Source organism: Streptomyces sp. NPDC030995 (assembly GCF_055571215.1).
Genome location: NZ_JBVIFS010000004.1, coordinates 170,932 through 195,819, shown reverse-complemented (window position 1 = coordinate 195,819; position 24,888 = coordinate 170,932). Strand labels below are relative to the sequence as shown.

Sequence of the window (24,888 nt, the reverse complement as noted above, 5' to 3'; positions counted from 1 at the left end):
CATCGTGACCGAGACCCCCGAGCTGATGATCCGGCCCGCCACCGAGGCCGATCTGCCCGCCATCGTCGCCATGCTCGCCGACGACCCGCTCGGCGCCACCCGCGAGTCCCCGGACGACCTCACCCCGTACGTCACGGCACTCAAGCGGCTGACCGACGACCCGAATCAGCACCTGGTCGTCGCCGTCCGCGCGGACCGCGTCGTGGGCACCCTCCAGCTGACCATCGTCCCGGGCCTCTCCCGCAAGGGAGCCACCCGCTCGATCATCGAGGGCGTCCGCGTCCACGCGGACGAACGCGGCAGCGGCCTGGGCACCCGGTTCGTCGAATGGGCCATCGACACGTCCCGCGACGAGAACTGCACACTCGTCCAGCTGACCTCGGACGTGACCCGGACCGACGCCCACCGCTTCTACGAGCGGCTCGGATTCACCGCCTCCCACGTCGGGTTCAAACTGCAGCTCTGAGCGCCCGCCCCGGGCGCCCTTGAGGGACCGGCCCGACACGCCGGGTCGCCGCCGGAGCGACCCGGCCTACGATCGGGAGGATGAGCCCCCGCCTCCCCCTCGTCACCACCGCCGAGCGCCGCCACCGGCTCGGACGACGCCACCGCCTGGCCCCCTCGGCCCACGCCGCCACGGTGGTGGAGGCGGCGGACTCCGTCGTCGCCCTGCACGCCACCGACGCCGCGACCGTCTTCCTCTCCGCCCGCGCCCGGCTCACCGAAGGCGGCCCCGCAGCAGTCGAGCAGGCGCTCTACGAGGACGTCAGCCTCGTCCGGCTGCTCAGCATGCGCAACACGCTCTTCGCGTTCTCGGCCGAACTCGCCCCGTACGTCGACTCCTCCACCGCCCGGGCCATCGCCGTCAAGGAACGCCGCAGCCTGCTCAAGCACCTGGACGAGGACGGGCAGGGACTCGACGCCCAGTGGCTGGCCCAGGCTGAGGCCGCCGCGCTCGACGCCCTCGACACCCGCGGCCCCTCCACCGGCAGCCAGTTGTCCGCCGCCGTGCCCGCCCTGCGTCAGAAGATCACCGTCGGCCGGGGCAAGAAGTACGAGACGCACACCGGGGTCGCCACCCGCGTCATCCGCCTGCTGGCCGCCGACGGCCGGATCCGCCGCGACCGGCCCCGCGGCTCCTGGACCTCCAGCCAGTACCGCTGGGTCCACACCGAGCCCTGGCCCGCCGTACCCGCCGCCGAGGCCCGCGCCGAGATCGCCCGCCGCTGGCTCCACGCGTACGGCCCCGCCACCGAGGCCGACCTCAAGTGGTGGACCGGGTGGACCCTCACCGACGTCCGCAAGGCCCTCGCCTCCGTGGGCCCCGACATGGTCCTCCTCGAAGACGGCAGCACCGCCCTCGTCGGACCCGGGGACACCGCACCCGAACCCGCCCCGGAGCCCTGGGCCGCGCTGCTCCCCGGCCTCGACCCCACCGGCATGGGCTGGGCCGACCGCGGCTTCCACCTCGACCCCGCGCACAAGCCCGCCCTCTTCGACTACGCCGGCAACATCGGCCCCACCGTGTGGTGGAACGGCCAGATCGTCGGCGGCTGGGCCCAGCGCTCCGACGGCGAGATCGTCTGGCGGCTGCTGGGCAGCCCGGGCCGCACCGCCGAGCAGGCGATCACCGCCGAGGCCGCCCGCCTCGCCTCATGGGTGGGCGACGCCCGCATCACCCCACGCTTCCGCACCCCGCTGGAACGTGAACTCGTCGCCTAGGGCCCGTCTTTCGGATCCAGCCGCAGGAGCAGGCGGAGCCGTCAGCCGATGCCCCGCCAGCCCTGCGGGTCCACCCCGCCGGGCACCGGGGCCTGGGCGTCGTACGGCTCCCGCGTGAAGACGAAGGACGCCAGGTCGAGGTGGCTCACCGAGCCGTCCTCGCGCCGCACGGCCCGCAGGGTCTCGCCGGCGTAGTAGCCCGACAGCCCGGTCCAGCTGCCGTCCGCCTCGGCCCGGAAGCGAGCCGTGCGCCCGGTCGAGCCCACCGGTGCCAGCAGCAGCGCCCCGTCCGCGGTCAGCCGCACCACCTGGGCCGAAGTCCCCCAGTACCAGGGGCCGCACAGCTCCAGCGGCACCCGGTCCGACTCCAGGAACGGCCGCCACGGCCGCGGGAACGGCGGTTCGGCATCCGCCACGATCCCCACCAGGTCCGCGGCCACCGTCGCGGCCGGAAGCCCCGAGGTGCAGTTCGCCAGGACCACCGCCGCCACGTCGTCGGCCTCACTCAGCCACAGCCCCGCGACGAACCCCGGCAGCGAGCCGCTGTGCCCCGCCAGCCTGCGTACGCCGTGGCTCACCAGCTGCATCCCCAGCCCGTAGCCGAGATCGGCGAAACCCGCCTCCGGGGGCGCGGCCGACGTCCGCATCTCCCGTACGGACTCCACACTCAGGACCCGCTCGTCACCGCGCAGCAGGAAGTCGGCGAACCGCGCCAGATCCCTGGTCGTGGACCACAGTTGACCGGCCGGAGCCATCAGTCCCAGATCCTCCAGCGGCTCGGGCATCATCACGTCCGCCCACGGATGCACCGCCCAGCCGCCCGCGTGGGGGGCCTGCGGCTGCCCGCTCGTACGGTCCAGCCCCAGGGGCTCCAGCACCTCGGCCCGCAGGACCTCTTCCCACGAGCCGCCGCGCAGCGCCTCGACCAGCGAACCCAGCAGGGTGTAGCCGGGGTTGGAGTAGTGATGCCGGCCGCCCGGCGCGAACTTGAACGGCTCGGCACCGAGCACGTCGGCCAGTTCGGGGCGCAGTTCGCCGGGCGTGCGCTCCCACCACTGGCCGGGCGTCTCCGCCGCCAACCCTCCGGTGTGGGACAGCAACTGGGCGATGGTCACCTCACCGGCGCCGGTCCCCGGCAGGTGCCGCTCCAGCGGATCGGAAAGGCTCAGCAGCCCCTCGTCCCGCAGGCGCATCACCAGAACAGCGGTGAAGGTCTTGCTGATCGACCCGATCCGGTACTGCACGTCGCCGTCCGGGCCGTGCCCCTCCACGGACGTACGAGAGCCCTCCCAGACCACCTCCCCGCCCCGCAGGACGGCCGCCACCACGGACGGCGCCCGACCCTCGCTCTGCGCGACGGCGATCCGGTGCCTGAGCGCACGCCGGGTGGCAGGGAGAAGTTCCACGTCTTCTGCAAGATCATCCATGATCGGATGCTACGTGTTGGCCATGTCCACGAACCGCGAATAATGGCCCTGGAAGGCCACGGTGATGGTGGCCGTGGGGCCGTTACGGTGCTTCGCCACGATCAGGTCCGCCTCGCCCGCGCGCGGGGACTCCTTCTCGTACGCGTCCTCGCGGTGCAGCAGGATGACCATGTCCGCGTCCTGCTCGATCGAGCCCGACTCACGCAGGTCGGAGACCATCGGCTTCTTGTCGGTGCGCTGCTCGGGACCACGGTTCAGCTGGGAGAGCGCGATCACGGGGACCTCGAGCTCCTTGGCCAGCAGCTTGAGGTTTCGGGACATGTCCGAGACCTCCTGCTGACGGCTCTCGGGACGGCGTGAGCCGCCCGACTGCATCAGCTGGAGGTAGTCGATGACCACGAGCGAGAGGTCGTTGCGCTGCTTGAGCCGGCGGCACTTGGCCCGGATCTCCATCATCGACAGGTTCGGGGAGTCGTCGATGTAGAGCGGGGCGGCGGAGACGTCCGGCATCCGGCGGGCCAGCCGGGTCCAGTCGTCGTCCGTCATCGTTCCCGAGCGCATGTGGTGCAGCGCCACCCGGGCCTCCGCCGAGAGCAGGCGCATGGCGATCTCGTTGCGCCCCATTTCGAGGGAGAAGATCACGCTCGGCAGGTTGCTCTTGATGGAGCAGGCCCGGGCGAAGTCCAGCGCGAGGGTGGACTTGCCCATGGCGGGACGGGCGGCGATGACGATCATCTGGCCGGGGTGCAGGCCGTTGGTCAGCGAGTCCAGGTCCGTGAAGCCGGTGGGAACGCCCGACATCTGGCCGCTGCGGGAGCCGATCGCCTCGATCTCGTCGAGCGCGCCCTCCATGATGTCGCCCAGCGGCAGGTAGTCCTCGGAGGTCCGCTGCTCGGTGACGGCGTAGATCTCGGCCTGGGCGCTGTTGACGATCTCGTCGACGTCGCCGTCGGCGGCATAGCCCATCTGCGTGATCTTCGTACCCGCGGCGACCAGGCGGCGCAGGACGGCTCTCTCGTGGACGATCTCCGCGTAGTACTCGGCGTTCGCCGCCGTGGGCACGGACTGGACCAGGGTGTGCAGGTACGAGGCCCCGCCGACCTTGCTGATCTCGCCGCGCCGGGTCAGCTCGGCGCCGACGGTGATCGGGTCGGCCGGCTCGCCCTTGGCGTACAGGTCGAGGATGGCCTGGTAGATCGTCTCGTGGGAGGGCCGGTAGAAGTCGTGGCCCTTGAGGACCTCGACGACATCGGCGATGGCGTCCTTCGACAGCAGCATGCCGCCGAGCACCGACTGCTCGGCGTCGAGGTCCTGCGGGGGGACGCGCTCGAAGCCCCCGCCACCGCCGCCGCTGCCACCGCCGTCCCAGGAGCCGCCCTCGCGGCCCCGGTCGTGCTGTTCGTCCCCGCGGCCGCGGCCTTCGCTGTTACGGCGCGGACGGGCGGGCAGACGGTCACCTGGACCGCTGTCGGCCCAGGGGTCGTCCATGGGCTCGGGCATGCTCACCGGGCCGCCTCCTCCCGTCCGCAACGCGGACCTCGCCGTGTCACTCTTTCTACGACACGGCTCTGACATTTGGGGCGCCCGAATCGGCTGTCGGCGAGTCGGGCAACGATCCAAGGTAGGGCCGGGAGCGGCGTCAGCCAATCTTGTTATCCACAGGCTGTGTGGATGAGATGTGGACGACGGCGCCAATGCTGTGGGTAACTCACCGGAAGCTGTGTACGGACCGGGGGACGACGCTGTGGACAAAATCACCTGAGCCACCCATCCACCCCATCTGACCTGCACTTTCTCGCTCGGCAGACGGCGGGCGGGAAAATTCTTGGCCACCGTCTCAAGATCGCCTCCAACGAGGTGGAAGGAACGCGCAAGTCAGGGCCACGGTAAGTGTCTAAAGGGTCTTGCATCTATTACCTGTGGAAGATTAGATTGAGCGCATGACACAGGCCCTCTCAGCACCGAAGGCCGGGCCGAGACGGCACGACCGCGAGATCTTCGCACTCGCCGTCCCCGCCTTCGGCGCCCTCGTCGCAGAGCCCCTTTTCGTGATGGCCGACAGCGCCATCGTGGGACACCTCGGCACCCCCCAGCTGGCCGGCCTCGGCATCGCCGCCGCCCTGCTCACCACCGCGGTGAGCGTCTTCGTCTTCCTCGCCTACGCCACCACCGCGGCCGTCGCCCGCCGGGTCGGAGCGGGCGATCTGGCGGCGGCCATCCGGCAGGGCATGGACGGCGTCTGGCTCGCCCTCCTGCTCGGCGCGGCCGTCATCGCCGTGATACTGCCCGCGGCGCCCTCGCTGATCTCCCTCTTCGGGGCCTCCGACACCGTCGCCCCGTACGCGATCACCTATCTGCGGATCTCCGCCCTCGGCATCCCGGCCATGCTCGTGGTCCTGGCCGCCACCGGTGTCATCCGCGGCCTCCAGGACACCCGCACCCCGCTCTACGTCGCCATCGGGGGCTTCGCCCTCAACGCGGGCCTGAACGCCGCCCTCGTCTACGGCGCGGGCTTCGGCATCGCGGGCTCCGCCTGGGGCACGGTCATCGCCCAGTGCGCCATGGCCGCCGCCTACCTGTTCGTCGTCGTGCGCGGGGCGCGGCGCCACGGAGCCTCGCTCCGCCCGGACACCGCGGGAATCCGGGCATGCGCCCAGGCCGGCGCGCCGCTGCTGGTCCGCACGCTGTCCCTACGCGCCATCCTGATGCTCGCGACCGCCGTGGCCGCCCGGCTCGGCGACGCCGACATCGCCGCCCACCAGATCCTGCTCTCCCTGTGGACCCTGCTCGCCTTCGCCCTGGACGCCATCGCCATCGCCGGACAGGCGATCATCGGCCGCTACCTGGGCGCGGGCGACACCGACGGCGCCAAGGCCGTGTGCCGCCGCATGGTCCAGTGGGGCATCGCCTCGGGCGTCGTCCTCGGCCTGCTGGTCGTCCTGGCCCGCCCGGTGTTCATTCCGCTGTTCACCAGCGATCCGGCGGTCGAGGCGACCCTGCTGCCCGCCCTGCTGGTCGTCGCCCTCTCCCAGCCCGTCTCCGGCATCGTCTTCGTCCTCGACGGTGTCCTGATGGGCGCCGGCGACGGCCGCTACCTGGCCCGGGCCATGCTGCTGACGCTCGCCGTGTTCGCCCCCGCCGCGCTGCTCGTCCCGGTCGTGGGCGGCGGTCTGACGACGCTCTGGTGCGCCATGACGCTGATGATGCTGGTCCGGATGGTCACCCTCCAGCTGCGCGCCCGCTCCGGCCGGTGGCTGGTCGCAGGGGCCACTCGCTAGGAGCCCACGATGTTTCACGTGAAACGCGCCGAGACTCGGTGATGTTTCACGTGAAACATCACCGGCCCCGACAACGACGAAGGGCCGCACCCCAATGGGGTGCGGCCCTTCACGCGCAGCCTTTAGGCGGCGACGACCTCGATGCCCACGTTCGCGGCCACGTCGGCGTGCAGACGCACGGAGACCTGGTACGAACCGAGGGTCTTGATCGGGGAGCCCAGCTCGACGCGGCGCTTGTCGACCTTCGGGCCGCCCGAGGACTCGATCGCCGTGGCGATGTCGGCCGGGGTCACGGAACCGAAGAGACGACCGGCGTCACCCGCGCGGGTGGCCAGACGGACCTTCACGCCCTCGAGCTTGGCCTTGACCTCGTTGGCCTGCTCGATGGTCGCGATCTCGTGGATCTTGCGGGCGCGGCGGATCTGCGCCACGTCCTTCTCGCCACCCTTGGTCCAGCGGATCGCGAAACCACGCGGGACCAGGTAGTTGCGAGCGTAACCGTCCTTGACGTCGACGACATCGCCGGCGGCACCGAGGCCAGAAACCTCGTGGGTCAGGATGATCTTCATTAGTCGGTCACCCTTTCCTTATCGCGCGGTGGACGTGTAGGGCAGCAGCGCCATCTCACGGCTGTTCTTCACGGCCGTGGCGACGTCACGCTGGTGCTGCGTGCAGTTGCCGGTAACGCGGCGGGCACGGATCTTGCCGCGGTCGGAAATGAACTTCCGCAGCATGTTCGTGTCCTTGTAGTCCACGTATGCGGTCTTGTCCTTGCAGAACGCGCAGACCTTCTTCTTAGGCTTGCGCACAGGCGGCTTCGCCATTGTGTCTCTCCTGTGTGATCAAGAAGTGGGGATGCGAGCTGCCCTAGAAGGGCGGCTCGTCCGAGTAGCCACCGCCGGAGCCGCCGGAGCTTCCGCCCCAACCGCCCCCGCCGCCGCCCTGCTGCTGCTGGCCGCCGGCCGGCGCGCTGGACGCCCACGGGTCGTCGGAGGGAGCTCCGCCGCCCTGCGGGGCACCGGTGCTGGGGGCTCCGCCCCAGTTACCGCCGCCGCCACCCTGCTGCTGACCGCCGCCGCCGTATCCACCCTGGCCACCGCGACCGGTGGTCTTGGCGACCTTGGCCGTGGCGTTCTTCAGGCTGGGGCCGACTTCCTCGACGTCCAGCTCGTAGACCGTGCGCTTGACACCCTCACGGTCCTCGTACGACCGCTGCTTCAGCCGGCCCTGCACGATGACGCGCATGCCCCGCTGAAGGGACTCGGCGACGTTCTCCGCCGCCTGCCGCCACACCGAGCAGGTCAGGAACAGGCTCTCGCCGTCCTTCCACTCATTGGTCTGACGGTCGAAGGTGCGGGGGGTGGACGCGACACGGAACTTCGCGACCGCCGCACCCGAGGGGGTGAAGCGCAGCTCGGGGTCGTCGACGAGATTGCCGACGACCGTGATGACGGTCTCGCCTGCCATGGATGAACCTCTCGGCGGGGATTGCTGCTGGGCTGCTGTGCTACTCGGTCCCGATTACCGCTGAACCGAAGTTCAGTGGGTCTCGGGGCGAAGGACCTTGGTCCGGAGAACCGACTCGTTCAGGTTCATCTGTCGGTCAAGCTCCTTGACGACCGCAGGCTCGGCCTGAAGGTCGATGACCGAGTAGATGCCCTCGGGCTTCTTCTTGATCTCGTAAGCGAGACGACGACGGCCCCAGGTGTCGACCTTCTCGACCTTTCCGTTGCCCTCACGGACGACAGAAAGGAAGTTCTCGATCAGCGGGGAGACAGCGCGCTCCTCGAGATCGGGGTCGAGGATGACCATCACTTCGTAGTGACGCATGTGGAACCCACCTCCTTTGGACTCAGCGGCCACGGTCGTTCCGTGGCAGGAGGGTCGTGATGCGTGCGCACGGCGTCCGAAAGCAGACACCGCGCAGCTGTACAGACTACCTCCTCGACTCCTTCCGGTTGAAATCCGGCAGGAGAGGGCCACAATCTGTATCCATCGGGTGTGCTCGGTGCTAGGCCTCCGGCCCCTGCCGGAGGCGGCCCGCAGCACCGCTCAGCTTCAGCCAGGAGGTGCCTTCCGATGGCACAGGCAATGCGGCCCCAGTCCCAGCCCCGTCAGATCTCCCTCTTCTCCACCGACGGCAAGCCCCACCCGCTGCAGGACACCCTGCTGGCGATCACCCTGGTCCTCGGTGCCGTGGCGTTCGTCACGGCCTTCTTCCACCACCTGCATCTGCTCAGCTCGTGGACCGGGCTGATCGGAATCCTGACCGGCGCCTACGGACAGTTCATCTCCGTCACGACTCGCGAGCGCTTTGCGCTGATCATCGGCCTTGGCGCGTCTGCCATCGGCTTCTTCCTCGGAATGGCGCACGGCGGCCTCTTCGGCGGCTGGCTGGGCTGACCCGGGGCACCTCCGCGACAGGGCGCCGGCCGGACACCGGCCCGGGCTGCGGCCCGTCCCCCAGATGGGTGGCGCCCTTGTCGCAGTAGGCTTCGCGCCATAGCCAGCGAAGCCGCCGGAGGAGACGCCCCGCATGAGCCTGTCCCTGAGGACCATCAGCCGAGAGCAGCATCTGGGTTACCTCCAGAGCCTGCCCTCGGCGAGCCACTGCCAGGTCCCGGCGTGGGCCGACGTGAAGAACGAGTGGCGTTCCGAGAACCTCGGCTGGTTCAACGAGTCCGAGGAACTCGTCGGTGCCGCCCTCGTGTTGTACCGGCAGCTGCCCAAGGTGAAGCGGTACCTCGCGTACCTCCCCGAGGGCCCGGTCATCAACTGGTACGCCCCGAACCTGGAGGAGTGGCTCCAGCCGATGCTGGCCCACCTCAAGCAGCAGGGCGCCTTCACCGTGAAGATGGGCCCGCCCGTCGTCATCCGCCGCTGGAACTCGACCGCCATCAAGGCCGGCATCCAGGACCCGAACGTGAAGCGCCTGCGCGACGTGGAGGCCTCGGTCATCGAGCCCCGCGCCTTCGAGGTGTCCGACAAGCTGCGCCGCATGGGCTGGCAGCAGGCCGAGGACGGCGGCGCCGGATTCGGCGACGTCCAGCCGCGCTACGTCTTCCAGGTCCCGCTGGCCAACCGCTCGCTGGACGACGTCCTCAAGGGCTTCAACCAGCTGTGGCGCCGCAACATCAAGAAGGCCGAGAAGGCCGGCGTCGAGGTCGTCCAGGGCGGCTACGACGACCTGCCGACCTGGCAGCACCTGTACGAGATCACGGCCGAGCGCGACAAGTTCCGCCCGCGCCCGCTCAGCTACTTCCAGCGCCAGTGGACGGCCCTCAACGCCGAGGACCCCAACCGGATGCGCCTCTACATCGCCACGCACGAGGGGGAGCCGCTGGCCGCCGCCACGATGCTCACCGTCGGCCAGCACGTCTGGTACTCGTACGGCGCCTCCGCCAACCACAAGCGCGAGGTCCGACCCTCGAACGCGATGCAGTGGCGCATGCTGCGCGACTCGTACGCGCTCGGTGCGAGCGTCTACGACCTGCGCGGCATCTCTGACACGCTGGACGAGAACGACCACCTGTTCGGCCTGATCCAGTTCAAGGTCGGCACGGGCGGCGAGGCCGTCGAGTACGTCGGCGAGTGGGACTTCCCGCTCAACAAGATGCTGCACAAGGCGCTCGACATCTACATGTCGCGCCGCTGATCCCCTGATCCCCGCTGTTATCGAGAAAGGTGCCGGACGGGCCATGGCGCTCACGCTCTACGTCGACACCGCGCGCTGGCGTGCGCACCAGAAGCAGGTCCAGGACCAGTTCCCCGGGATGGTCCCCGTCTGCAAGGGCAACGGCTACGGCTTCGGCCACGAGCGGCTGTGCGAGGAGGCGACCCGGATGGGCGCCGACATCCTCGCCGTCGGCACGACGTACGAGGCCGCGAGCATCAAGGACTGGTTCGGCGGCGACCTGCTCGTCCTCACGCCGTTCCGGCGGGGCGAGGACCCGGTGCCGCTGCCGGACCGGGTCATCCGCTCGGTGTCCTCGCTGGACGGGGTCCGCGGCCTGGTCGGCGCCCGGGTGGTCATCGAGTGCATGAGCTCGATGCGCCGCCACGGGATCTCCGAGCAGGACCTGGGCCAGCTCCAGGGGGCCATCGAGGACGTCCGGCTGGAGGGCTTCGCCCTGCACCTGCCGCTGGACCGCCCGGACGGCTCGGACGCCGTCGAGGAGGTCATCGGCTGGATGGACCGGCTGCGCGCGGCCCGGCTGCCGCTGCACACCATGTTCGTCAGCCACCTGCGCGCCGAGGAGCTGGCACGGCTTCAGCAGCAGTTCCCGCAGACCCGCTTCCGGGCCCGCATCGGCACCCGGCTGTGGCTGGGCGACCACGACGCGACCGAGTACCGCGGCGCGGTCCTCGACGTCACGCGCGTCGCCAAGGGCGACCGCTTCGGCTACCGCCAGCAGAAGGCCGCCTCCGACGGCTGGCTGGTCGTGGTCGCCGGCGGTACCTCGCACGGCGTGGGCCTGGAGGCCCCCAAGGCCCTGCACGGCGTGATGCCGCGCGCCAAGGGCGTCGCCCGGGCGGGCCTGGCCACGGTCAACCGGAACCTGTCGCCGTTCGTGTGGGCGGGCAAGCAGCGCTGGTTCGCCGAGCCCCCGCACATGCAGGTGTCGATCCTGTTCGTGCCCTCGGACGCGACCGAGCCGAAGGTCGGCGACGAGCTCGTCGCGCACCTGCGCCACACCACCACGCAGTTCGACCGGGTGCTCGACGCCTGAGCCGGCCCGGTCAGTCCCTGGGCCCCGTGCCCCAGTGGACCCGCTGTCCCTCCGAGGGCGCCGCGTACCGCGGCGCCCTCGCCGCGTCCGACAGCACGAACACGTCCCGGGCCCCGTCCAGGACGCCACCGGAGGGGTCGTCCGAGCCGTCCCGGCGTACCACGTCCCGCTCGGGCATCAGGATGTCCCGGACGATGACCGCGCACAGGTACAGGGTGGTCAGCAGGTGGGCGGCGATGGCCAGCTGGTAGCCCTCCACGGGCAGGCCCTGGTGCTTGTCCCCGCTGGTCGTGTAGGCGAGGTAGAACCAGATCCCGAGGAAGTAGACGACCTCGCCGGCCTGCCAGATCAGGAAGTCCCGCCAGCGGGGCCGGGCCAGTGCGGCGAGCGGGATGAGCCACAGCACGTACTGCGGCGAGTAGACCTTGTTGACCAGGATGAAGACGGCGACGACCAGGAAGGCCAGCTGCGCGAACCGGGGCCGCCGCGGGGCGGTCAGGGTGAGCAGTCCGATGGCCCCGCACAGCAGGAGCGTCAGCCCGGTGGCGTACGTGTTGGCATCGGTCAGGGGGTTGCCCGAGCGCTGGGAGATCAGCAGCCACACCGAGCCGAAGTCGATGGGGCGCTCCTGGCTGAAGGTGTAGAACTTCGTCCAGCCGTCCCAGGCGAAGAGCATGACGGGCAGGTTCACCACGAGCCAGGCCGTGACGGCGCCGCAGGCGGCCGAGCCGAACTCGCGCCACTTCCCCGCCCGCCAGCAGAGCACGAACAGCACCCCGAGCAGCAGCACGGGGTAGAGCTTGGCCGCCGTGGCCAGGCCGATGAAGACGCCGAAGAGCAGCGTCCGCCCGCGGGACCACATCAGCATCCCGGCGGCGGTCAGGGCGATGGCCAGCAGGTCCCAGTTGATCGTCGCGGTCAGTGCGAAGGCGGGCGCGAGGGCGAAGAGCAGCGCGTCCCAGGGCCGACGGCGGTGGGTGCGGGCGACGCACACGGCGATGACCGCCGCGCAGGCCATCAGCATGCCCGCGTTGACCATCCAGTACATCTGCTCGCGGTGCTGCATGGTGCCGCTGCCGGGGGTCAGCCAGGAGGCGATCTCCATGAAGAGCCCGGTGAGCACCGGGTACTCCAGGTACTCCATGTCGCCGGGGAGCCGGTCGAAGTAGGGCGTCAGGTTGTCGGCGAAGCCGCGCATCGCGTACAGGTGGGGGATGTCGGAGTAGCAGGCGTGGGTGTACTGCGAGCCCGCTCCCCGGAACCACGCCCAGTCGTAGCAGGGCAGCTTCTGCACCATGCCGAGCGCGAACATGCCGATGGCGATGAGGACCACGACACGGACCGGACCCAGCCAGTGGCCACCGAGCCGGGCATGGCGGCCGAGCGGGCCGCCGATGAACTCAACTCCGGCTGCCGCGACCTCGTCCTGCTGTGTGGGCAGTACGGGGCGGTCCTCGTGCACCTTGGTCATGGGCTCATCCTGCCGTACCGGGCCGGACATGGGGGAAGGCCGTCACACGCTCGGGTGCGACGGCCTTCCTCGGCTCACGGGGCGGTGGGCGGGTCACTCGGGCGCGGTGCCCGTGACCCCTCCGGTACTGCCGCCCGGGCGGCCCGGTTTGCCGCTGTTCGTCGGAGACGGCGAGGTGCTGGATCCGCCGGTGTTGCCGGCGATGATCCCCGAGGAGGAGCCGGTGTTCGTGCCTCCGGTGGTGGTCCCGCCCGTGTCCGGGTCGCAGTACAGCTCCCACGGCTTGCAGGAGGGCTTGCCCTTGGTCGGGGTCGGCAACGGCGACGGCGAGGTCGACGGGAGCGCCGAGGGGGACGTGGACGGCGACGCGGCGGCCGACGGGGTGGGGGAGGGAGCACCGGCGGAGTCGGCCGTGACGCCGATGTCGTCGGCCTCCGGGAAGTCCTTGACCGGGGCGTCCTTGAGCGCTTCGCGCATGTACTCGGTCCAGATCTCGGCCGGGATGTCACCACCGTGGAGGGAGGGGATGTCGCCCACGCCCTTCATGGACTGCAGCTTCTTGTCCTGCGAGTTGGGGTCGGTGCGGAAGAGGACGACGGAGGTGGACAGCTCGGGGGTGTAGCCGACGAACCACGCCGACTTGTTCTCGTCGGTCGTACCGGTCTTGCCCGCGGCGGGCCGGCCCAGCTTCTTGGCCTTCTTGCCGGTGCCGTTCTCGACGACGTTCTTCAGGACCTTGGTGATGTTGTCCGCGATGGAGTTGTCCATGGCCCGCTGGGCCTTGGGAGGCTCGAAGCCGGACAGCTTCTCGCCGTCCTTCTCGACCTCGATCACCGAGTAGGGCTCGTGGTGCGTGCCGGAGGCGGCGAACGTGGCGTACGAGTCGGCCATCCGGATGGCGCTGGGGGTGGAGGTACCGAGCGCGAAGGAGGCGTCCAGGTTGGGGTTGATCGACTCCTCGAGGATGCCCGTGGACTTGGCCAGCTCCCGCACCTTGTTGTGGCCCACGTCGAAGACGAGCTGGGCGAACGGGACGTTGATGGACTTCTCCATCGCCTCGTTGAGGGTCACGTACCCGAAGGGGGTGGGGCTCTCGTTCTTCTGCTTGAACGGGTTGCCGGAGGCGTCGCGCAGTGGCTTGCCCTCACGGTTGTTGATCACGGTGAGGTCGTTGGCCTGGTACTTGCTGTCGGCCGAGATGCCCCGGCCGTTGGAGTTCTGGGTGCCGTGCTGCATGGCCGCTGCGAGCACGTAGGGCTTCCAGGTCGAGCCGACCGGGACACCGCTGGTGTTGGCGTTGTTGCTGAAGTACTTCTGGTCCCAGCCCGGACCGCCGTACAGGGCCACGAGCGCCCCGCTCTTGGCGTCCACGGAGGCCGCGCCGAACTGTACGAAGGTGTCGGTGTCGGGACGTGCCTTCTCGTCGATGAGCCCCTTGCGGGTGTCCTCGACCGCCTTGACCAGGGCGTCGACCCGCGGCTTCTGGAAGGTGGTCTTGATCCGGTAGCCGCCCCGGGCCATCTGCTCGACGGTGACGCCCTTGGTCTTCATCACGTACGCCTTGGCCGTGTCGACCAGGTAGCCGATCTGGCCGGTCATGCCGCGGGCCTGCTCGGACTCCACGCGCGCGGGGAAGTCCGCGTCCTTGAACTTCGCCCGCTCGGCCTTGTCCATCCGGCCGACCTCGACCTCGCGGTCCAGCACCCAGGCCCAGCGCTTCCTGGCCCGGTCCTCGTTGAGGGCGGGGGTGGCCGCGGGGCCGATCCCGCCGTCCGGGTTGTAGAGGTTGGGGCCCTTGAGCACGGAGGCCAGGAAGGCGCACTCGGCGGGGTTCAGCTCCTGGCTGTCCTTGCCGAAGTAGGCGCGGGCCGCGGCCTGGATCCCGTAGGCGTCCCGCCCGTAGTAGGCGGTGTTGAGGTATCCCGCGAGGACCGTGTCCTTCTCCTCGGAGACACCCAGCTTGATCGCGATGAAGAGCTCCGTGACCTTGCGCTTGAGCGTCTGGTCGGAGTCCAGGTAGTTGTTCTTCACGTACTGCTGGGTGATGGTCGAGCCGCCCTGGGTGGAGCCGCCCGTGGCCATGTTCCACACGGCGCGGGCGATGCCCATCGGGTCCACGCCCTTGTCCGTCTCGAAGGACTGGTTCTCCGCCGCGATCACGGCGTCCCTCATCGACCGGGGAATGCTCGAGATCGGCACGATCTGCCGGTTCATCGAGCCGCCGGTCGCCACCATCTGGCTGCTGTCCGCCCAGTAGAAGACGTTGTTCTGCGCCTGGGCCGCCTTGTTCGGGTCGGGGGTGTTGACCATGGCGATACCGATGCCCGTGCCGGCGATGATCACCGCGAAGAAGCCCAGGGCCGTACCGGAGACGAACTTCCAGGAGGGCACGAAGCGCTTCCAGCCGTCCCTGTCGGACCGCGGGTAGTTGATGAGCCGCTTGTCCGGGCGGCCGCTGCCGCGAGCCGCGTTCCCGGCTCCCCGGCCCCGGCCCCGGGCCGCGGTCCCCCTCTGGGCGGCCCGCCGCGCCTCCGCGCGGCTGCTGGGCGCGGGCGGTTCCGCATACGGGCCGCTGGGCGATGCGGTGGGCACGTCACGGCCGGCCGGGGCGCCCCTGCCGGGGCGCTGCTGGGCGGCCCGGCGGGCCGCGGCGCGCCCACCACCTTGGGGCTGCGACGGTTTGCGGCGGTGCTCGCTCATCGAACGACTACTCCTCGGGCAGGCGAGTGGCCTGGAAGCGGCAGGTGAATTCCGGTTCCCCCGGTGTCCTGGCGCACAGACTACGCACGCGCAAAACCCGACCAGTGCCGAAGTTCACCCCAAATCAGGCAACCTGCCTGGTACGAATTGGTGATGTGACGCCGGTCACCACATCTCCCCTTGTCGATGAAGGCGGCCCGTTCTATCGTCTGGATGTATCGAGCCGATACATCAGCTCGGTATAAAGACTCAGAGTCGGAGGAGAGGCAGGCGGATGAGCAGACGCTCAGGCATCCTCGAATTCGCCGTCCTCGGCCTGCTTCGCGAGTCCCCCATGCACGGCTATGAGCTGCGCAAGCGGCTCAACACCTCGCTGGGGGTGTTCAGAGCCTTCAGCTACGGGACGCTCTACCCCTGCCTCAAGACGCTGGTCGCCAACGGCTGGTTGATCGAAGAACCGGGCAATGCCCCGGAAGACGCTCTCGCCGCTTCACTCGCAGGGCGCCGCGCCAAGATCGTCTACCGGTTGACGGCCGCGGGTAAGGAGCACTTCGAAGAGCTCCTGTCCCACACGGGCCCCGATACCTGGGAGGACGAGTCCTTCGCCGCCCGCTTCGCCTTCTTCGGTCAGACCGAACGAGAAGTGCGCATGCGGGTGCTGGAGGGCCGCCGCAGCCGGCTGGAGGAGCGTCTGGAGAAGATGCGCGCCTCACTGGCCCGAACGCGGGAGCGCCTCGACGACTACACCCTTGAGCTGCAGCGGCACGGCATGGAGTCCGTGGAGCGCGAAGTGCGCTGGCTGAACGAGCTCATCGAGAGCGAGCGGGCGGGACGGGATCAGAGACGACCCGGACCGTCCGACGAAACTGCAAAGTGAGGCCTGCATCTTGCAGACCTCGTCCGAGAACAAACAGGGAGCAACCGGAATGGGTTCGGTTCGCGTAGCCATCGTCGGCGTAGGCAACTGCGCCGCCTCGCTGGTGCAGGGCGTCGAGTATTACAAGGACGCCGACCCGGCGGCCAAGGTCCCCGGTCTGATGCACGTCCAGTTCGGCGACTACCACGTGCGTGACATCGAGTTCGTCGCCGCGTTCGACGTCGACGCGAAGAAGGTCGGCCTCGACCTTTCGGACGCCATCGGCGCCAGCGAGAACAACACCATCAAGATCTGCGACGTCCCGAACGCCGGGGTGACCGTTCAGCGCGGCCACACCCTGGACGGCCTGGGCAAGTACTACCGCATGACGATCGAGGAGTCCGCCGAGGCTCCGGTCGACGTGGTCCAGATCCTCAAGGACCGCCAGGTCGACGTTCTGATCTGCTACCTGCCGGTCGGCTCCGAGGCCGCGGCGAAGTTCTACGCCCAGTGCGCCATCGACGCCAAGGTCGCCTTCGTCAACGCCCTCCCGGTCTTCATCGCCGGCACCAAGGAGTGGGCCGACAAGTTCACCGAGGCCGGTGTCCCGATCGTCGGCGACGACATCAAGTCGCAGGTCGGCGCCACCATCACGCACCGCGTGATGGCGAAGCTGTTCGAGGACCGCGGTGTCCGTCTTGAGCGCACCATGCAGCTCAACGTCGGCGGCAACATGGACTTCAAGAACATGCTGGAGCGTGACCGCCTCGAGTCGAAGAAGATCTCCAAGACGCAGGCCGTCACCTCGCAGATCCCCGACCGTGAGCTCGGCGAGAAGAACGTCCACATCGGCCCGTCCGACTACGTGGCGTGGCTCGACGACCGCAAGTGGGCCTACGTCCGCCTCGAGGGTCGCGCCTTCGGCGATGTCCCGCTGAACCTCGAGTACAAGCTCGAGGTGTGGGACTCCCCGAACTCCGCGGGTGTCATCATCGACGCACTGCGCGCCGCGAAGATCGCCAAGGACCGCGGTATCGGCGGCCCGATCCTGTCGGCGTCCAGCTACTTCATGAAGTCCCCGCCGGTGCAGTACTTCGACGACGAGGCCCTGGCCAACGTCGAGAAGTTCATCAAGGGCGAGGTCGAGCGCTAGTCGAACCCCAAGGGTGTCGATGACACCCGGGCTTCGGCTGTTCTTCCGCGGAGGGTCCCCGGGCAATATGCCCGGGGACCCTCCGCGTATGTGACCCTTGCCCTCATGCCTGTCGTACGTGATCTGCGCGTACTCCTGCGTCTGAGCGACTTCCGCAACCTGCTCGCCGTACGGCTGCTCTCACAGGCGGCGGACGGCGTCTACCAGGTCGCGCTCGCCACCTATGTCGTCTTCTCCCCCGAGAAACAGACCTCGCCGGCAGCCATCGCCTCGGCCATGGCGGTACTGCTGCTGCCGTACTCGGCGATCGGCCCCTTCGCCGGGGTCCTGCTCGACCGCTGGCGCCGCCGCCAGGTCTTCCTCTACGGCAACCTGCTGCGGGCCTTCCTCGCCTGCGTCACCGGAATGCTGATCGTCGCGCACGTCCCCGACTGGCTGTTCTACGCCTCGGCGCTGTCCGTGACCGCCGTCAACCGCTTCGTACTCGCCGGGCTCTCCGCCTCGCTGCCCCACGTCGTCGGACCCGATCAGCTGGTCACCGCCAACGCGCTCTCCCCCACCGCCGGAACCCTCGCGGCGGTCGCCGGCGGGGGACTGGCCTTGCTCGTCCGCCTGCTCGCCTCCGACTCCGACGCCGTCGTCGTCCTGCTCGGGGCCGGGCTCTACCTGTGTGCGGCCCTCGTCTCCCTGCGCCTGGCCATCGGCCTCCTGGGGCCCGACCACCCGCCGGGCCGGATCCACCCCACGGTCGCCGAAGGGATCGCCGTCACCGCGCGCGGCATGATCGAAGGGCTCAGGCACCTCGCCGGCCGCCGTGAGGCGGCCCGGGCGCTGGCCGCGATGACCATGATGCGGTTCTGCTACGGCGCCCTGTTCGTCATGCTGCTGATGCTCTGCCGCTACTCCTGGTCGGGCAACGAGGCCGACGGGCTGGCCCTGCTGGGCTTCGCGGTCGGCGCCTCGGGGGCCGGATTCTTCGCGGCCGCAGTCGTGACCCCCTGGCTGGTGGGGCGGCTGGGCACCCTCGGCTGGATCACCGCCTGCTCCGCGGGCGCCGCCGTCCTGGTGCCGGCCCTCGGCCTGTCCTTCACCCCGGGCCCGATGCTGGCCGCCGCGTTCGTCCTCGGCCTCGCCACCCAGGGGGCCAAGATCTCCACCGACACGGAAGTGCAGTCGCGCGTGGACGACGAGTACCGGGGCCGCGTCTTCTCCGTCTACGACGTGCTCTTCAACGTCGCCTTCGTCGGCGCCGCCGCGGTGGCCTCCCTCATGCTCCCGGCCAACGGGCAGTCCGCGGTCCTGCTGCTCTGCGTGGCCGTCCTCTACGCCCTGACCGCGGCGCTGCTGGGCCGGCAAGGGCGATGTTTCACGTGAAACATCGCCCTTGCCGTTCCCGCCTCAGGCCTGCGCGGCCCACCACTCCTTGAGCGCGGCGACCGCGGCGTCACGCCCCATCGGGCCGTTCTCCAGCCGCAGCTCCAGCAGGAAGGCGTAGGCCTTGCCGATCACCGGACCCGGGCCCACATCCAGCACCTGCATGATCTCGTTGCCGTCCAGGTCGGGCCGGATCGCGTCCAGCTCCTCCTGCTCCTGCAGCTGCGCGATCCGCTCCTCGAGCCCGTCGTACGTACGGGAGAGGGCGTTGGCCTTGCGCTTGTTGCGGGTGGTGCAGTCGGACCGGGTCAGCTTGTGCAGGCGCTCCAGCAGCGGACCGGCGTCGCGGACGTAGCGCCGCACGGCGGAGTCGGTCCACTCCCCGTCGCCGTAGCCGTGGAAGCGCAGGTGCAGCTCCACCAGCCGGGACACGTCCTTGACCATGTCATTGGAGTACTTCAGAGCGGTCAGCCGCTTCTTGGTCATCTTCGCGCCCACCACCTCGTGGTGGTGGAAGGAGACCCGGCCGTCGCTCTCGAAGCGGCGGGTGCGGGGCTTGCCGATGTCGTGCAGCAGGGCCGCGAGCCGCAGCACCAGGTCCGGACCGTCCTCCTCCAGGGCGATCGCCTGCTCCAGCACGATCAGCGAGTGGTCGTAGACGTCCTTGTGCCGGTGGTGCTCATCGCTCTCCAGCCGCAGCGCGGGCAGCTCGGGCAGCACCCGGTCGGCCAGCCCGGAGTCCACGAGCAGGCCCAGGCCCTTGCGCGGGTTGGCGGACAGGATCAGCTTGTTCAGCTCGCCCTGCACCCGCTCCGCGGAGACGATCTCGATCCGGTCGGACATCGCCTTCATGGCCGCCACGACCTCGGGAGCGACCTCGAAGTCCAGCTGCGCGGCGAACCGCGCCGCCCGCAGCATGCGCAGCGGATCGTCGGAGAAGGAGTCCTCCGGGGTTCCGGGAGTGCGCAGCACGCCGGCGGCGAGGTCCTCCAAGCCGCCGTGCGGGTCGATGAACTCCTGCTCCGGCAGGGCCAGGGCCATGGCGTTGACCGTGAAGTCGCGCCGGACCAGGTCCTCGTCGATCGAGTGCCCGTAGGAGACCTCGGGCTTGCGCGACGTGCGGTCGTAGGCCTCCGAGCGGTACGTCGTCACCTCGATCTGGAAGTTCCGTACGGCGCCTGCGACGCGGGCGTTCTTCTGCGCCCCGACGGTGCCGAAGGCGATACCGACGTCCCACACCGAATCGGCCCACGGCCGGACGATCTTCAGCACGTCCTCGGGACGGGCGTCGGTGGTGAAGTCGAGATCGTTGCCGAGACGCCCCAGCAGCGCGTCGCGGACGGACCCGCCGACCAGGGCGAGGCGGAAGCCCGCCTCCTGGAATCGGCGGCCGAGCTCGTCGGCGACAGGGGCGACGCGCAGCAGTTCACTGACCGCGCGGCGCTGCACCTGACTCAGGGCACTGGGGTTGTCTTCGTTGGCGTTCGGCACAACAGAAAAGGGTACGTGCCCGGCCCGCCCGGGGCTTCACCGTTTTGCGGCGACCCCGGTCCACGGCCGCCCCCGGGCTGAGCCGATCATGTGGAGCAAGGCGCGGCACTCGCACACAGCGGGCCTCGTTACCATGCGTGGACGCACAAAAGACGACCACTGACACTTCGAGGGACGGGCTAGCGCGTGGCCGAGGCGGCAGACATCCAGGGGGCGTCCCCCGCTCCTGTCCGGCGCCGATGGCTGCGGCGCACGATCGTCCTGCTCGCCGGGACGCCCGTGCTCGCCGCTCTGGTCTACTCTCCCGCCCCGAAGGCCGAAGCCGCGCAGGCCTCCTCGGTCGACGTCCAGCTGACCTCCATGGCCCCCGCCTCACCGGTCAAGGGCGACACGCTGACCATCCAGGGCACCGTGGTCAACAACGGCCCCGAAACGATCAACGACGCCCACGTGGGCCTGCGGGTGGGACCCGTCCTCGCGGACCGGTCCTCGATCGACGAGGCGGCCGACCGCACCGGTTTCCGGGCCGGCATCGACCCCGGCGAGATCGACCCGGCCCACGCAGTGAAGATCGCCTCGCTGCCGTCGAAGGTCAGCCAGGAGTTCACCCTCACCGTCCCGGTGAACAAGCTGGAGCTGGACAAGGACGGCGTCTACCAGCTCGGCGTCTCCCTGTCCGGGGTGACCGAGAGCCGCCCGTCCGAACAGGTCCTGGGCATCAAGCGGACCTTCCTGCCCTGGCAGCCCGAGGCCGCCGCCAAGCGCTCCCAGCTCGCCTACGCGTGGCCGCTGATCTCCACCACCCGCGTGACGGCGGAGACCGGCTCCGACGAGCTCCAGACCCCCGTCTTCCTCGACGACTCCCTCGCCGACGAACTCAAGGCGGGCGGCCGCCTGGAACAGATGGTCACCCTCGGCAAAGAGCTGCCGATCACCTGGGTCATCGACCCCGACCTGCTCTACACGGTCGACGCCATGACCAAGGGCTACCGGGTCCGCACCCCGGGCGGCAAGCCGGTCCAGGGCAAGAACAAGGCCGTCGCCGAGCAGTGGCTGAGCTCCCTGGAAGCCGCCGTCCAGGGCAAGAAGGTCGTCGCCCTGCCCTTCGCCGACCCCGACCTCGCCTCCCTCGCCCACCACGGCAAGGACGTCTCGGGCACCCTGGGCCAGCTGCGCCCCGCCACCGACAAGGCGAAGCAGGCCGTCGAGACCGTCCTGCACGTCTCCGCGTCGACCGACTTCTCCTGGCCCGTGGACGGCGCCATCGACCCCTCGATCGTCAACGTCGCCACCTCGGCCGGCGCCCACAGCGTCCTCACCCGCAGCGACAGCCTCGTGGAGAGCGGAGCCCTCGGCTACACGCCCTCCGCCGCCCGGCCCATCGGCGCCGGCACCACCGCCGTCGTCGCGGACGCCGAGCTGTCCACCGCCTTCGAGGGCGACATGCTGAACGCCGGGAACGCCACCCTCGCCGTGCAGCGGTTCCTCGCCCACAGCCTCGCCCTCAACCTGCAGAAGACCGACGAACAGCGCAGCTTCGTCGTCGCCCCGCAGCGGATGCCCAGCGTCAGCCAGGTCCAGACGATGGCCGCCGCCGTACGCGGCCTCCAGGCGGGCCGCTGGACCCAGAACGGCGACCTCGAAGCAGCGGCCGCGGCCAAGCCGGATCCCCGGGCCACCACCCAGGTGCCGGGCGCCGGGCAGTACCCCGAGGCCCTGCGCAAGCAGGAGATGCCGGTGTCGGCCTTCGAGAAGATCCGCACCACGCAGAACACCCTCGACCACTTCAAGGTGATCCTCGCCGCGCCCGACCGCGTGGAGATCCCCTTCGGCAACACCACCAACCGGGAGATGTCCACCTCCTGGCGCGGGCGCCCCGAGGAGGGCCGCGTCTACCGCGACCAGGTGCAGGCCTACCTGATCGGCCTCACCGAGAAGGTCAAGGTCATCCCCAAGTCCGACGCCACGCTGTCCGGACACAGCGCCACCATCCCGATCAGCGTCCAGAACAGCCTCGTCCAGGACGTGCACGACCTCGTCCTGCGGGTGAAGTCCGCCAACCCGACCCGCCTGATGTTCGGCAACAGCGGCGAGGCAGAGCAGCAGGTCACGGTCCAGGGCGACCACACCCAGACGTTCAAATTCCCGGCCAACGCCACCGCGAGCGGCCCCGTCGAGGTCACCGCGCAGCTCTACACCAAGGACGGCGTCCCCTACGGCAAGGAACGCAGGTTCACCGTCGAGGCCACCGAGATCACCCCCACCGTCATGCTCGTGATCGCCGGCGGCGTGCTCCTCCTGGTCCTGGCAGGCATCAAGATGTACGCCAGCCGCAAGCGCGTCGCCGCACGCGCGGCCGCCGAGGAGAACACGCAGCCGAGTGACGAGTCCCCGGACACCGGACCGCAAAGCACCGACGGGTCCGGCACGGGTGAGACAGTGGACCGTTGAGCGACGCCGTGGCCGGTCGGCCTGGGGACGATGAGGTGGGGTTTCGATGAACGCGCAGTACGACGGTGACCGCGCGCAGGGCACTGGTGGGCCCGCGCCCTCCCAGGGCACTGCCCCGGGCACTCCGGTGCCCGGGCAGGTTCCCGCGCCCGCGCCCGCGCCGGACCACGACCCGTACGTCCAGGACGCCTACGACCACGACCCGTACCGGTCCCAGGACCTGTCCGCCCAGGACCCCGTCGCCGAGGTCCTCTACGACCGGGCGTCCCACCCCCCGCCGCCGCCCGGCACCTACCAGGAGCCCGGCCCGCTCTACGCGGCGCCGACCGCGCCCTCGTACTCCCCCGACCCCCGCGTCTGGGCCCAGACCCCGCCCCCCGAGCCGGACGGCCCCTCCCGCCACCTGCCGTACGGCGACCACGCCACCACCACCCAGTTCGTGGGCGTGGACTCCCTCGTCACCAAGGCATCGGACGAGCAGCCCGAACCCGACGCCTTCGCGCACCTCTACCGGGACCAGGAGGCGGCCCCCCGCACCCCCGCCGAGGACGCCCCCGTCGCCACCCCGGCCCCGAGCAAGCCCGCCGGCCGCGCCTCCAGCCTCCTCAAGTCCAGCGCGCTCATGGCCGCCGGCACGATCGTCTCCCGCATCACCGGCTTCCTGCGGACCCTGGTCATCGCGGGCGCCATCGGCGTCGGCACCTTCAACGACACGTACCAGATCGCCAACACCCTGCCCACGATGATCTACGTGCTGGTCGGCGGCGGCGCCCTCAACGCCGTCTTCATCCCGCAGCTGGTCCGCGCCATGAAGAACGACGACGACGGGGGAGAGGCGTACGCCAACCGGCTGCTGACCCTCGTCGTGGTCCTGCTGGCCGCCATCACCACCATCTGCGTCCTGGCCGCACCGGTGTTCATCACGATGATGTCGCCGAAGATCGCCTCCGACCCCCAGCAGATGGACGTCGCGGTCGCCTTCGCCCGCTACTGCCTGCCCACCATGTTCTTCATGGGCGTCCACGTGGTCCTCGGTCAGATCCTCAACGCCCGCGGCCGCTTCGGCGCGATGATGTGGACCCCCGTCCTCAACAACATCGTCGTCATCGCCACCTTCGGCGCCTTCATCTGGGCCTTCGGCGGCTTCACCACCTCCGGCGTCAACGCCACCACCGTCACCTCCGACGGCGTGCGCCTCCTGGGTCTGGGCACCCTGCTCGGCCTCACCGTCCAGGCCCTCGCGATGCTGCCCTACCTGCGCGACGCGGGCTTCAGGCCGCGCCTGCGCTTCGACTGGAAGGGCCACGGCCTCGGCAGGGCCGCCCGCCTCGCCAAGTGGACGTTCTTCTTCGTCCTCGCCAACCAGATCGGCCTCGTCGTCGTCACCCAGCTCGCCACCTGGGCCGGCTCCGTCGCCGAGAAGCAGGGCCACCCCGGCACCGGCATCACCGCCTACAACTACGCGCTGCTGCTGTGGCAGATGCCGCAGGCCATCATCACCGTCTCCGTCATGACGGCCGTACTGCCCCGCATCTCCCGCTCCGCCCACGACGGGGACGCCGCCGCCGTCCGCGACGACATCTCCTACGGGCTGCGCACCTCCGCCGTCGCGATCGTGCCCTGCGCCTTCGCGTTCCTGGCCCTCGGCGTCCCCATGGCCACCCTGCTCTACGCCGGCTCCGGCGCCGGCGCCCAGAACATCGGCTACGTCCTGATGGCCTTCGGCCTCGGACTGATCCCCTACTCCGTCCAGTACGTCGTCCTGCGCGGCTTCTACGCCTACGAGGACACCCGGACGCCCTTCTACAACACCGTCATCGTCGCCGCCGTCAACGCCGCGGTCTCCGCCGCCTCCTTCTTCGTGCTCCCCGCCCGGTGGGCCGTCGTCGGCATGGCCGCCGCATACGGCCTCGGCTACACCGTCGGCGTCGGCGTCGCCTGGCGCCGCCTGAAGACCCGCCTCGGCGGCGACCTCGACGGCGCCCACGTGATGCGCACCTACGCCCGCCTCACCGGCGCCTGCGTCCCCGCCGCCGCCGTCGCGGGCGCCGCCGCCTACGGGGTCACCCAGTGGCTGGGCAGCGGAGTCGCCGGCTCCGCCGCCGCCCTCGTCGCCGGCGGCCTCGCCCTGGCGGCCGTGTTCCTCATCGCCGCCAAGCGCATGCGGATCGAAGAGCTCAACGCGATGGTCGGAATGGTCCGCGGACGTTTGGGGCGCTGATGCGCACAACCGTC

Annotated in this window: 20 protein-coding genes; 11 read left to right on the top strand and 9 right to left on the bottom strand. The window is 70.0% G+C overall.

Annotation, left to right across the window (positions count from 1 at the left end; all coding sequences use genetic code 11):
- The first annotated feature begins 25 nt into the window (after window positions 1–25).
- Window positions 26–466 carry a GNAT family N-acetyltransferase gene (locus ACZ45T_RS09325; protein WP_468439399.1) on the top strand — a complete coding sequence of 147 codons (441 nt, stop codon included), beginning with the start codon at window positions 26–28 and terminating at the stop codon, window positions 464–466.
- A gap of 80 nt (window positions 467–546) precedes the next feature.
- Window positions 547–1,722, top strand: coding sequence for a winged helix DNA-binding domain-containing protein (locus ACZ45T_RS09320; RefSeq protein WP_468439081.1), 1,176 nt, complete (start codon window positions 547–549; stop codon window positions 1,720–1,722).
- Between the two features lie 41 nt (window positions 1,723–1,763).
- Here the strand turns inward: ACZ45T_RS09320 and ACZ45T_RS09315 are convergent, their stop codons facing one another.
- Window positions 1,764–3,149, bottom strand: a complete 1,386-nt coding sequence (locus tag ACZ45T_RS09315; RefSeq protein WP_468439079.1) for a serine hydrolase domain-containing protein — start codon at window positions 3,147–3,149, stop codon at window positions 1,764–1,766.
- Between the two features lie 9 nt (window positions 3,150–3,158).
- Window positions 3,159–4,637, bottom strand: a complete 1,479-nt coding sequence (gene dnaB / locus ACZ45T_RS09310; protein WP_468439397.1) for a replicative DNA helicase — start codon at window positions 4,635–4,637, stop codon at window positions 3,159–3,161.
- Between the two features lie 452 nt (window positions 4,638–5,089).
- Here dnaB and ACZ45T_RS09305 point away from each other — a divergent pair, with 452 nt between their 5' ends.
- The gene (locus ACZ45T_RS09305; protein WP_468439077.1) at window positions 5,090–6,427 is read left to right on the top strand and encodes an MATE family efflux transporter; all 1,338 of its coding nucleotides are present in this window, start codon (window positions 5,090–5,092) and stop codon (window positions 6,425–6,427) included.
- Between the two features lie 122 nt (window positions 6,428–6,549).
- On the opposite strand, the gene rplI is transcribed toward ACZ45T_RS09305, so the two are convergent.
- The 4 genes from rplI to rpsF all read right to left on the bottom strand — a co-directional run bounded on the left by rplI (window position 6,550) and on the right by rpsF (window position 8,257).
- On the bottom strand, window positions 6,550–6,996 hold the full coding sequence (rplI, locus tag ACZ45T_RS09300) for a 50S ribosomal protein L9 (RefSeq protein ID WP_030008386.1): 447 nt from the start codon (window positions 6,994–6,996) through the stop codon (window positions 6,550–6,552).
- Window positions 6,997–7,014: 18 nt separating this feature from the next.
- On the bottom strand, window positions 7,015–7,251 hold the full coding sequence (gene rpsR / locus ACZ45T_RS09295) for a 30S ribosomal protein S18 (protein ID WP_005315025.1): 237 nt from the start codon (window positions 7,249–7,251) through the stop codon (window positions 7,015–7,017).
- Window positions 7,252–7,294: 43 nt separating this feature from the next.
- Window positions 7,295–7,894, bottom strand: a complete 600-nt coding sequence (locus tag ACZ45T_RS09290; RefSeq protein WP_468439075.1) for a single-stranded DNA-binding protein — start codon at window positions 7,892–7,894, stop codon at window positions 7,295–7,297.
- A 72-nt stretch (window positions 7,895–7,966) separates the two neighbouring features.
- Window positions 7,967–8,257 (bottom strand): 30S ribosomal protein S6, encoded by a 291-nt coding sequence (gene rpsF, locus ACZ45T_RS09285; RefSeq protein ID WP_004950685.1) that lies wholly within the window; start codon window positions 8,255–8,257, stop codon window positions 7,967–7,969.
- A gap of 249 nt (window positions 8,258–8,506) precedes the next feature.
- On the opposite strand from rpsF, the gene ACZ45T_RS09280 reads away from it, so the two are divergent.
- From ACZ45T_RS09280 to ACZ45T_RS09270, 3 genes are all read left to right on the top strand, one after another.
- On the top strand, window positions 8,507–8,830 hold the full coding sequence (locus ACZ45T_RS09280; RefSeq protein ID WP_468439073.1) for a hypothetical protein: 324 nt from the start codon (window positions 8,507–8,509) through the stop codon (window positions 8,828–8,830).
- 133 nt (window positions 8,831–8,963) lie between these two features.
- Window positions 8,964–10,082: a lipid II:glycine glycyltransferase FemX gene (locus ACZ45T_RS09275; protein ID WP_468439071.1), complete on the top strand. Its 1,119-nt coding sequence runs from the start codon at window positions 8,964–8,966 to the stop codon at window positions 10,080–10,082.
- Window positions 10,083–10,125: 43 nt separating this feature from the next.
- The gene (locus ACZ45T_RS09270; protein ID WP_468439069.1) at window positions 10,126–11,157 is read left to right on the top strand and encodes an alanine racemase; all 1,032 of its coding nucleotides are present in this window, start codon (window positions 10,126–10,128) and stop codon (window positions 11,155–11,157) included.
- Between the two features lie 10 nt (window positions 11,158–11,167).
- Here ACZ45T_RS09270 and ACZ45T_RS09265 read toward each other — a convergent pair whose 3' ends face one another.
- A complete protein-coding gene (locus tag ACZ45T_RS09265; protein ID WP_468439067.1) occupies window positions 11,168–12,628 on the bottom strand; it encodes a glycosyltransferase family 87 protein in 1,461 nt (486 codons plus the stop codon).
- Window positions 12,629–12,721: 93 nt separating this feature from the next.
- On the bottom strand, window positions 12,722–15,328 hold the full coding sequence (locus tag ACZ45T_RS09260; protein WP_468439065.1) for a transglycosylase domain-containing protein: 2,607 nt from the start codon (window positions 15,326–15,328) through the stop codon (window positions 12,722–12,724).
- Between the two features lie 274 nt (window positions 15,329–15,602).
- Here ACZ45T_RS09260 and ACZ45T_RS09255 point away from each other — a divergent pair, with 274 nt between their 5' ends.
- The 3 genes from ACZ45T_RS09255 (at window position 15,603) to ACZ45T_RS09245 (ending at window position 18,711) form a co-directional block, all read left to right on the top strand.
- The gene (locus ACZ45T_RS09255; RefSeq protein WP_136210355.1) at window positions 15,603–16,205 is read left to right on the top strand and encodes a PadR family transcriptional regulator; all 603 of its coding nucleotides are present in this window, start codon (window positions 15,603–15,605) and stop codon (window positions 16,203–16,205) included.
- Window positions 16,206–16,254: 49 nt separating this feature from the next.
- Window positions 16,255–17,337 (top strand): inositol-3-phosphate synthase, encoded by a 1,083-nt coding sequence (locus ACZ45T_RS09250; RefSeq protein WP_214930779.1) that lies wholly within the window; start codon window positions 16,255–16,257, stop codon window positions 17,335–17,337.
- A 105-nt stretch (window positions 17,338–17,442) separates the two neighbouring features.
- Complete coding sequence (locus ACZ45T_RS09245; RefSeq protein ID WP_468439062.1) at window positions 17,443–18,711, top strand: MFS transporter; 1,269 nt, start codon at window positions 17,443–17,445, stop codon at window positions 18,709–18,711.
- Window positions 18,712–18,735: 24 nt separating this feature from the next.
- Here ACZ45T_RS09245 and ACZ45T_RS09240 read toward each other — a convergent pair whose 3' ends face one another.
- Complete coding sequence (locus ACZ45T_RS09240; protein ID WP_468439060.1) at window positions 18,736–20,202, bottom strand: CCA tRNA nucleotidyltransferase; 1,467 nt, start codon at window positions 20,200–20,202, stop codon at window positions 18,736–18,738.
- Between the two features lie 186 nt (window positions 20,203–20,388).
- Here ACZ45T_RS09240 and ACZ45T_RS09235 point away from each other — a divergent pair, with 186 nt between their 5' ends.
- Complete coding sequence (locus ACZ45T_RS09235; RefSeq protein ID WP_468439058.1) at window positions 20,389–22,653, top strand: DUF6049 family protein; 2,265 nt, start codon at window positions 20,389–20,391, stop codon at window positions 22,651–22,653.
- 46 nt (window positions 22,654–22,699) lie between these two features.
- Window positions 22,700–24,874 carry a murein biosynthesis integral membrane protein MurJ gene (gene murJ, locus ACZ45T_RS09230; protein WP_468439056.1) on the top strand — a complete coding sequence of 725 codons (2,175 nt, stop codon included), beginning with the start codon at window positions 22,700–22,702 and terminating at the stop codon, window positions 24,872–24,874.
- The last annotated feature ends 14 nt before the right edge of the window (window positions 24,875–24,888 follow it).

Excerpts from the sequence above, each read along its gene's own strand:
- ACZ45T_RS09325 (WP_468439399.1), top strand. The coding sequence starts at position 26 with ATGATCCGGCCCGCCACCGAGGCCGATCTGCCCGCCATCGTCGCCATG.
- ACZ45T_RS09320 (WP_468439081.1), top strand. The coding sequence starts at position 547 with ATGAGCCCCCGCCTCCCCCTCGTCACCACCGCCGAGCGCCGCCACCGG.
- ACZ45T_RS09315 (WP_468439079.1), bottom strand. The coding sequence starts at position 3,149 with ATGGATGATCTTGCAGAAGACGTGGAACTTCTCCCTGCCACCCGGCGT.
- dnaB (WP_468439397.1), bottom strand. The coding sequence starts at position 4,637 with ATGGACGACCCCTGGGCCGACAGCGGTCCAGGTGACCGTCTGCCCGCC.
- ACZ45T_RS09305 (WP_468439077.1), top strand. The coding sequence starts at position 5,090 with ATGACACAGGCCCTCTCAGCACCGAAGGCCGGGCCGAGACGGCACGAC.
- rplI (WP_030008386.1), bottom strand. The coding sequence starts at position 6,996 with ATGAAGATCATCCTGACCCACGAGGTTTCTGGCCTCGGTGCCGCCGGC.
- rpsR (WP_005315025.1), bottom strand. The coding sequence starts at position 7,251 with ATGGCGAAGCCGCCTGTGCGCAAGCCTAAGAAGAAGGTCTGCGCGTTC.
- ACZ45T_RS09290 (WP_468439075.1), bottom strand. The coding sequence starts at position 7,894 with ATGGCAGGCGAGACCGTCATCACGGTCGTCGGCAATCTCGTCGACGAC.
- rpsF (WP_004950685.1), bottom strand. The coding sequence starts at position 8,257 with ATGCGTCACTACGAAGTGATGGTCATCCTCGACCCCGATCTCGAGGAG.
- ACZ45T_RS09280 (WP_468439073.1), top strand. The coding sequence starts at position 8,507 with ATGGCACAGGCAATGCGGCCCCAGTCCCAGCCCCGTCAGATCTCCCTC.
- ACZ45T_RS09275 (WP_468439071.1), top strand. The coding sequence starts at position 8,964 with ATGAGCCTGTCCCTGAGGACCATCAGCCGAGAGCAGCATCTGGGTTAC.
- ACZ45T_RS09270 (WP_468439069.1), top strand. The coding sequence starts at position 10,126 with ATGGCGCTCACGCTCTACGTCGACACCGCGCGCTGGCGTGCGCACCAG.
- ACZ45T_RS09265 (WP_468439067.1), bottom strand. The coding sequence starts at position 12,628 with ATGACCAAGGTGCACGAGGACCGCCCCGTACTGCCCACACAGCAGGAC.
- ACZ45T_RS09260 (WP_468439065.1), bottom strand. The coding sequence starts at position 15,328 with ATGAGCGAGCACCGCCGCAAACCGTCGCAGCCCCAAGGTGGTGGGCGC.
- ACZ45T_RS09255 (WP_136210355.1), top strand. The coding sequence starts at position 15,603 with ATGAGCAGACGCTCAGGCATCCTCGAATTCGCCGTCCTCGGCCTGCTT.
- ACZ45T_RS09250 (WP_214930779.1), top strand. The coding sequence starts at position 16,255 with ATGGGTTCGGTTCGCGTAGCCATCGTCGGCGTAGGCAACTGCGCCGCC.
- ACZ45T_RS09245 (WP_468439062.1), top strand. The coding sequence starts at position 17,443 with ATGCCTGTCGTACGTGATCTGCGCGTACTCCTGCGTCTGAGCGACTTC.
- murJ (WP_468439056.1), top strand. The coding sequence starts at position 22,700 with ATGAACGCGCAGTACGACGGTGACCGCGCGCAGGGCACTGGTGGGCCC.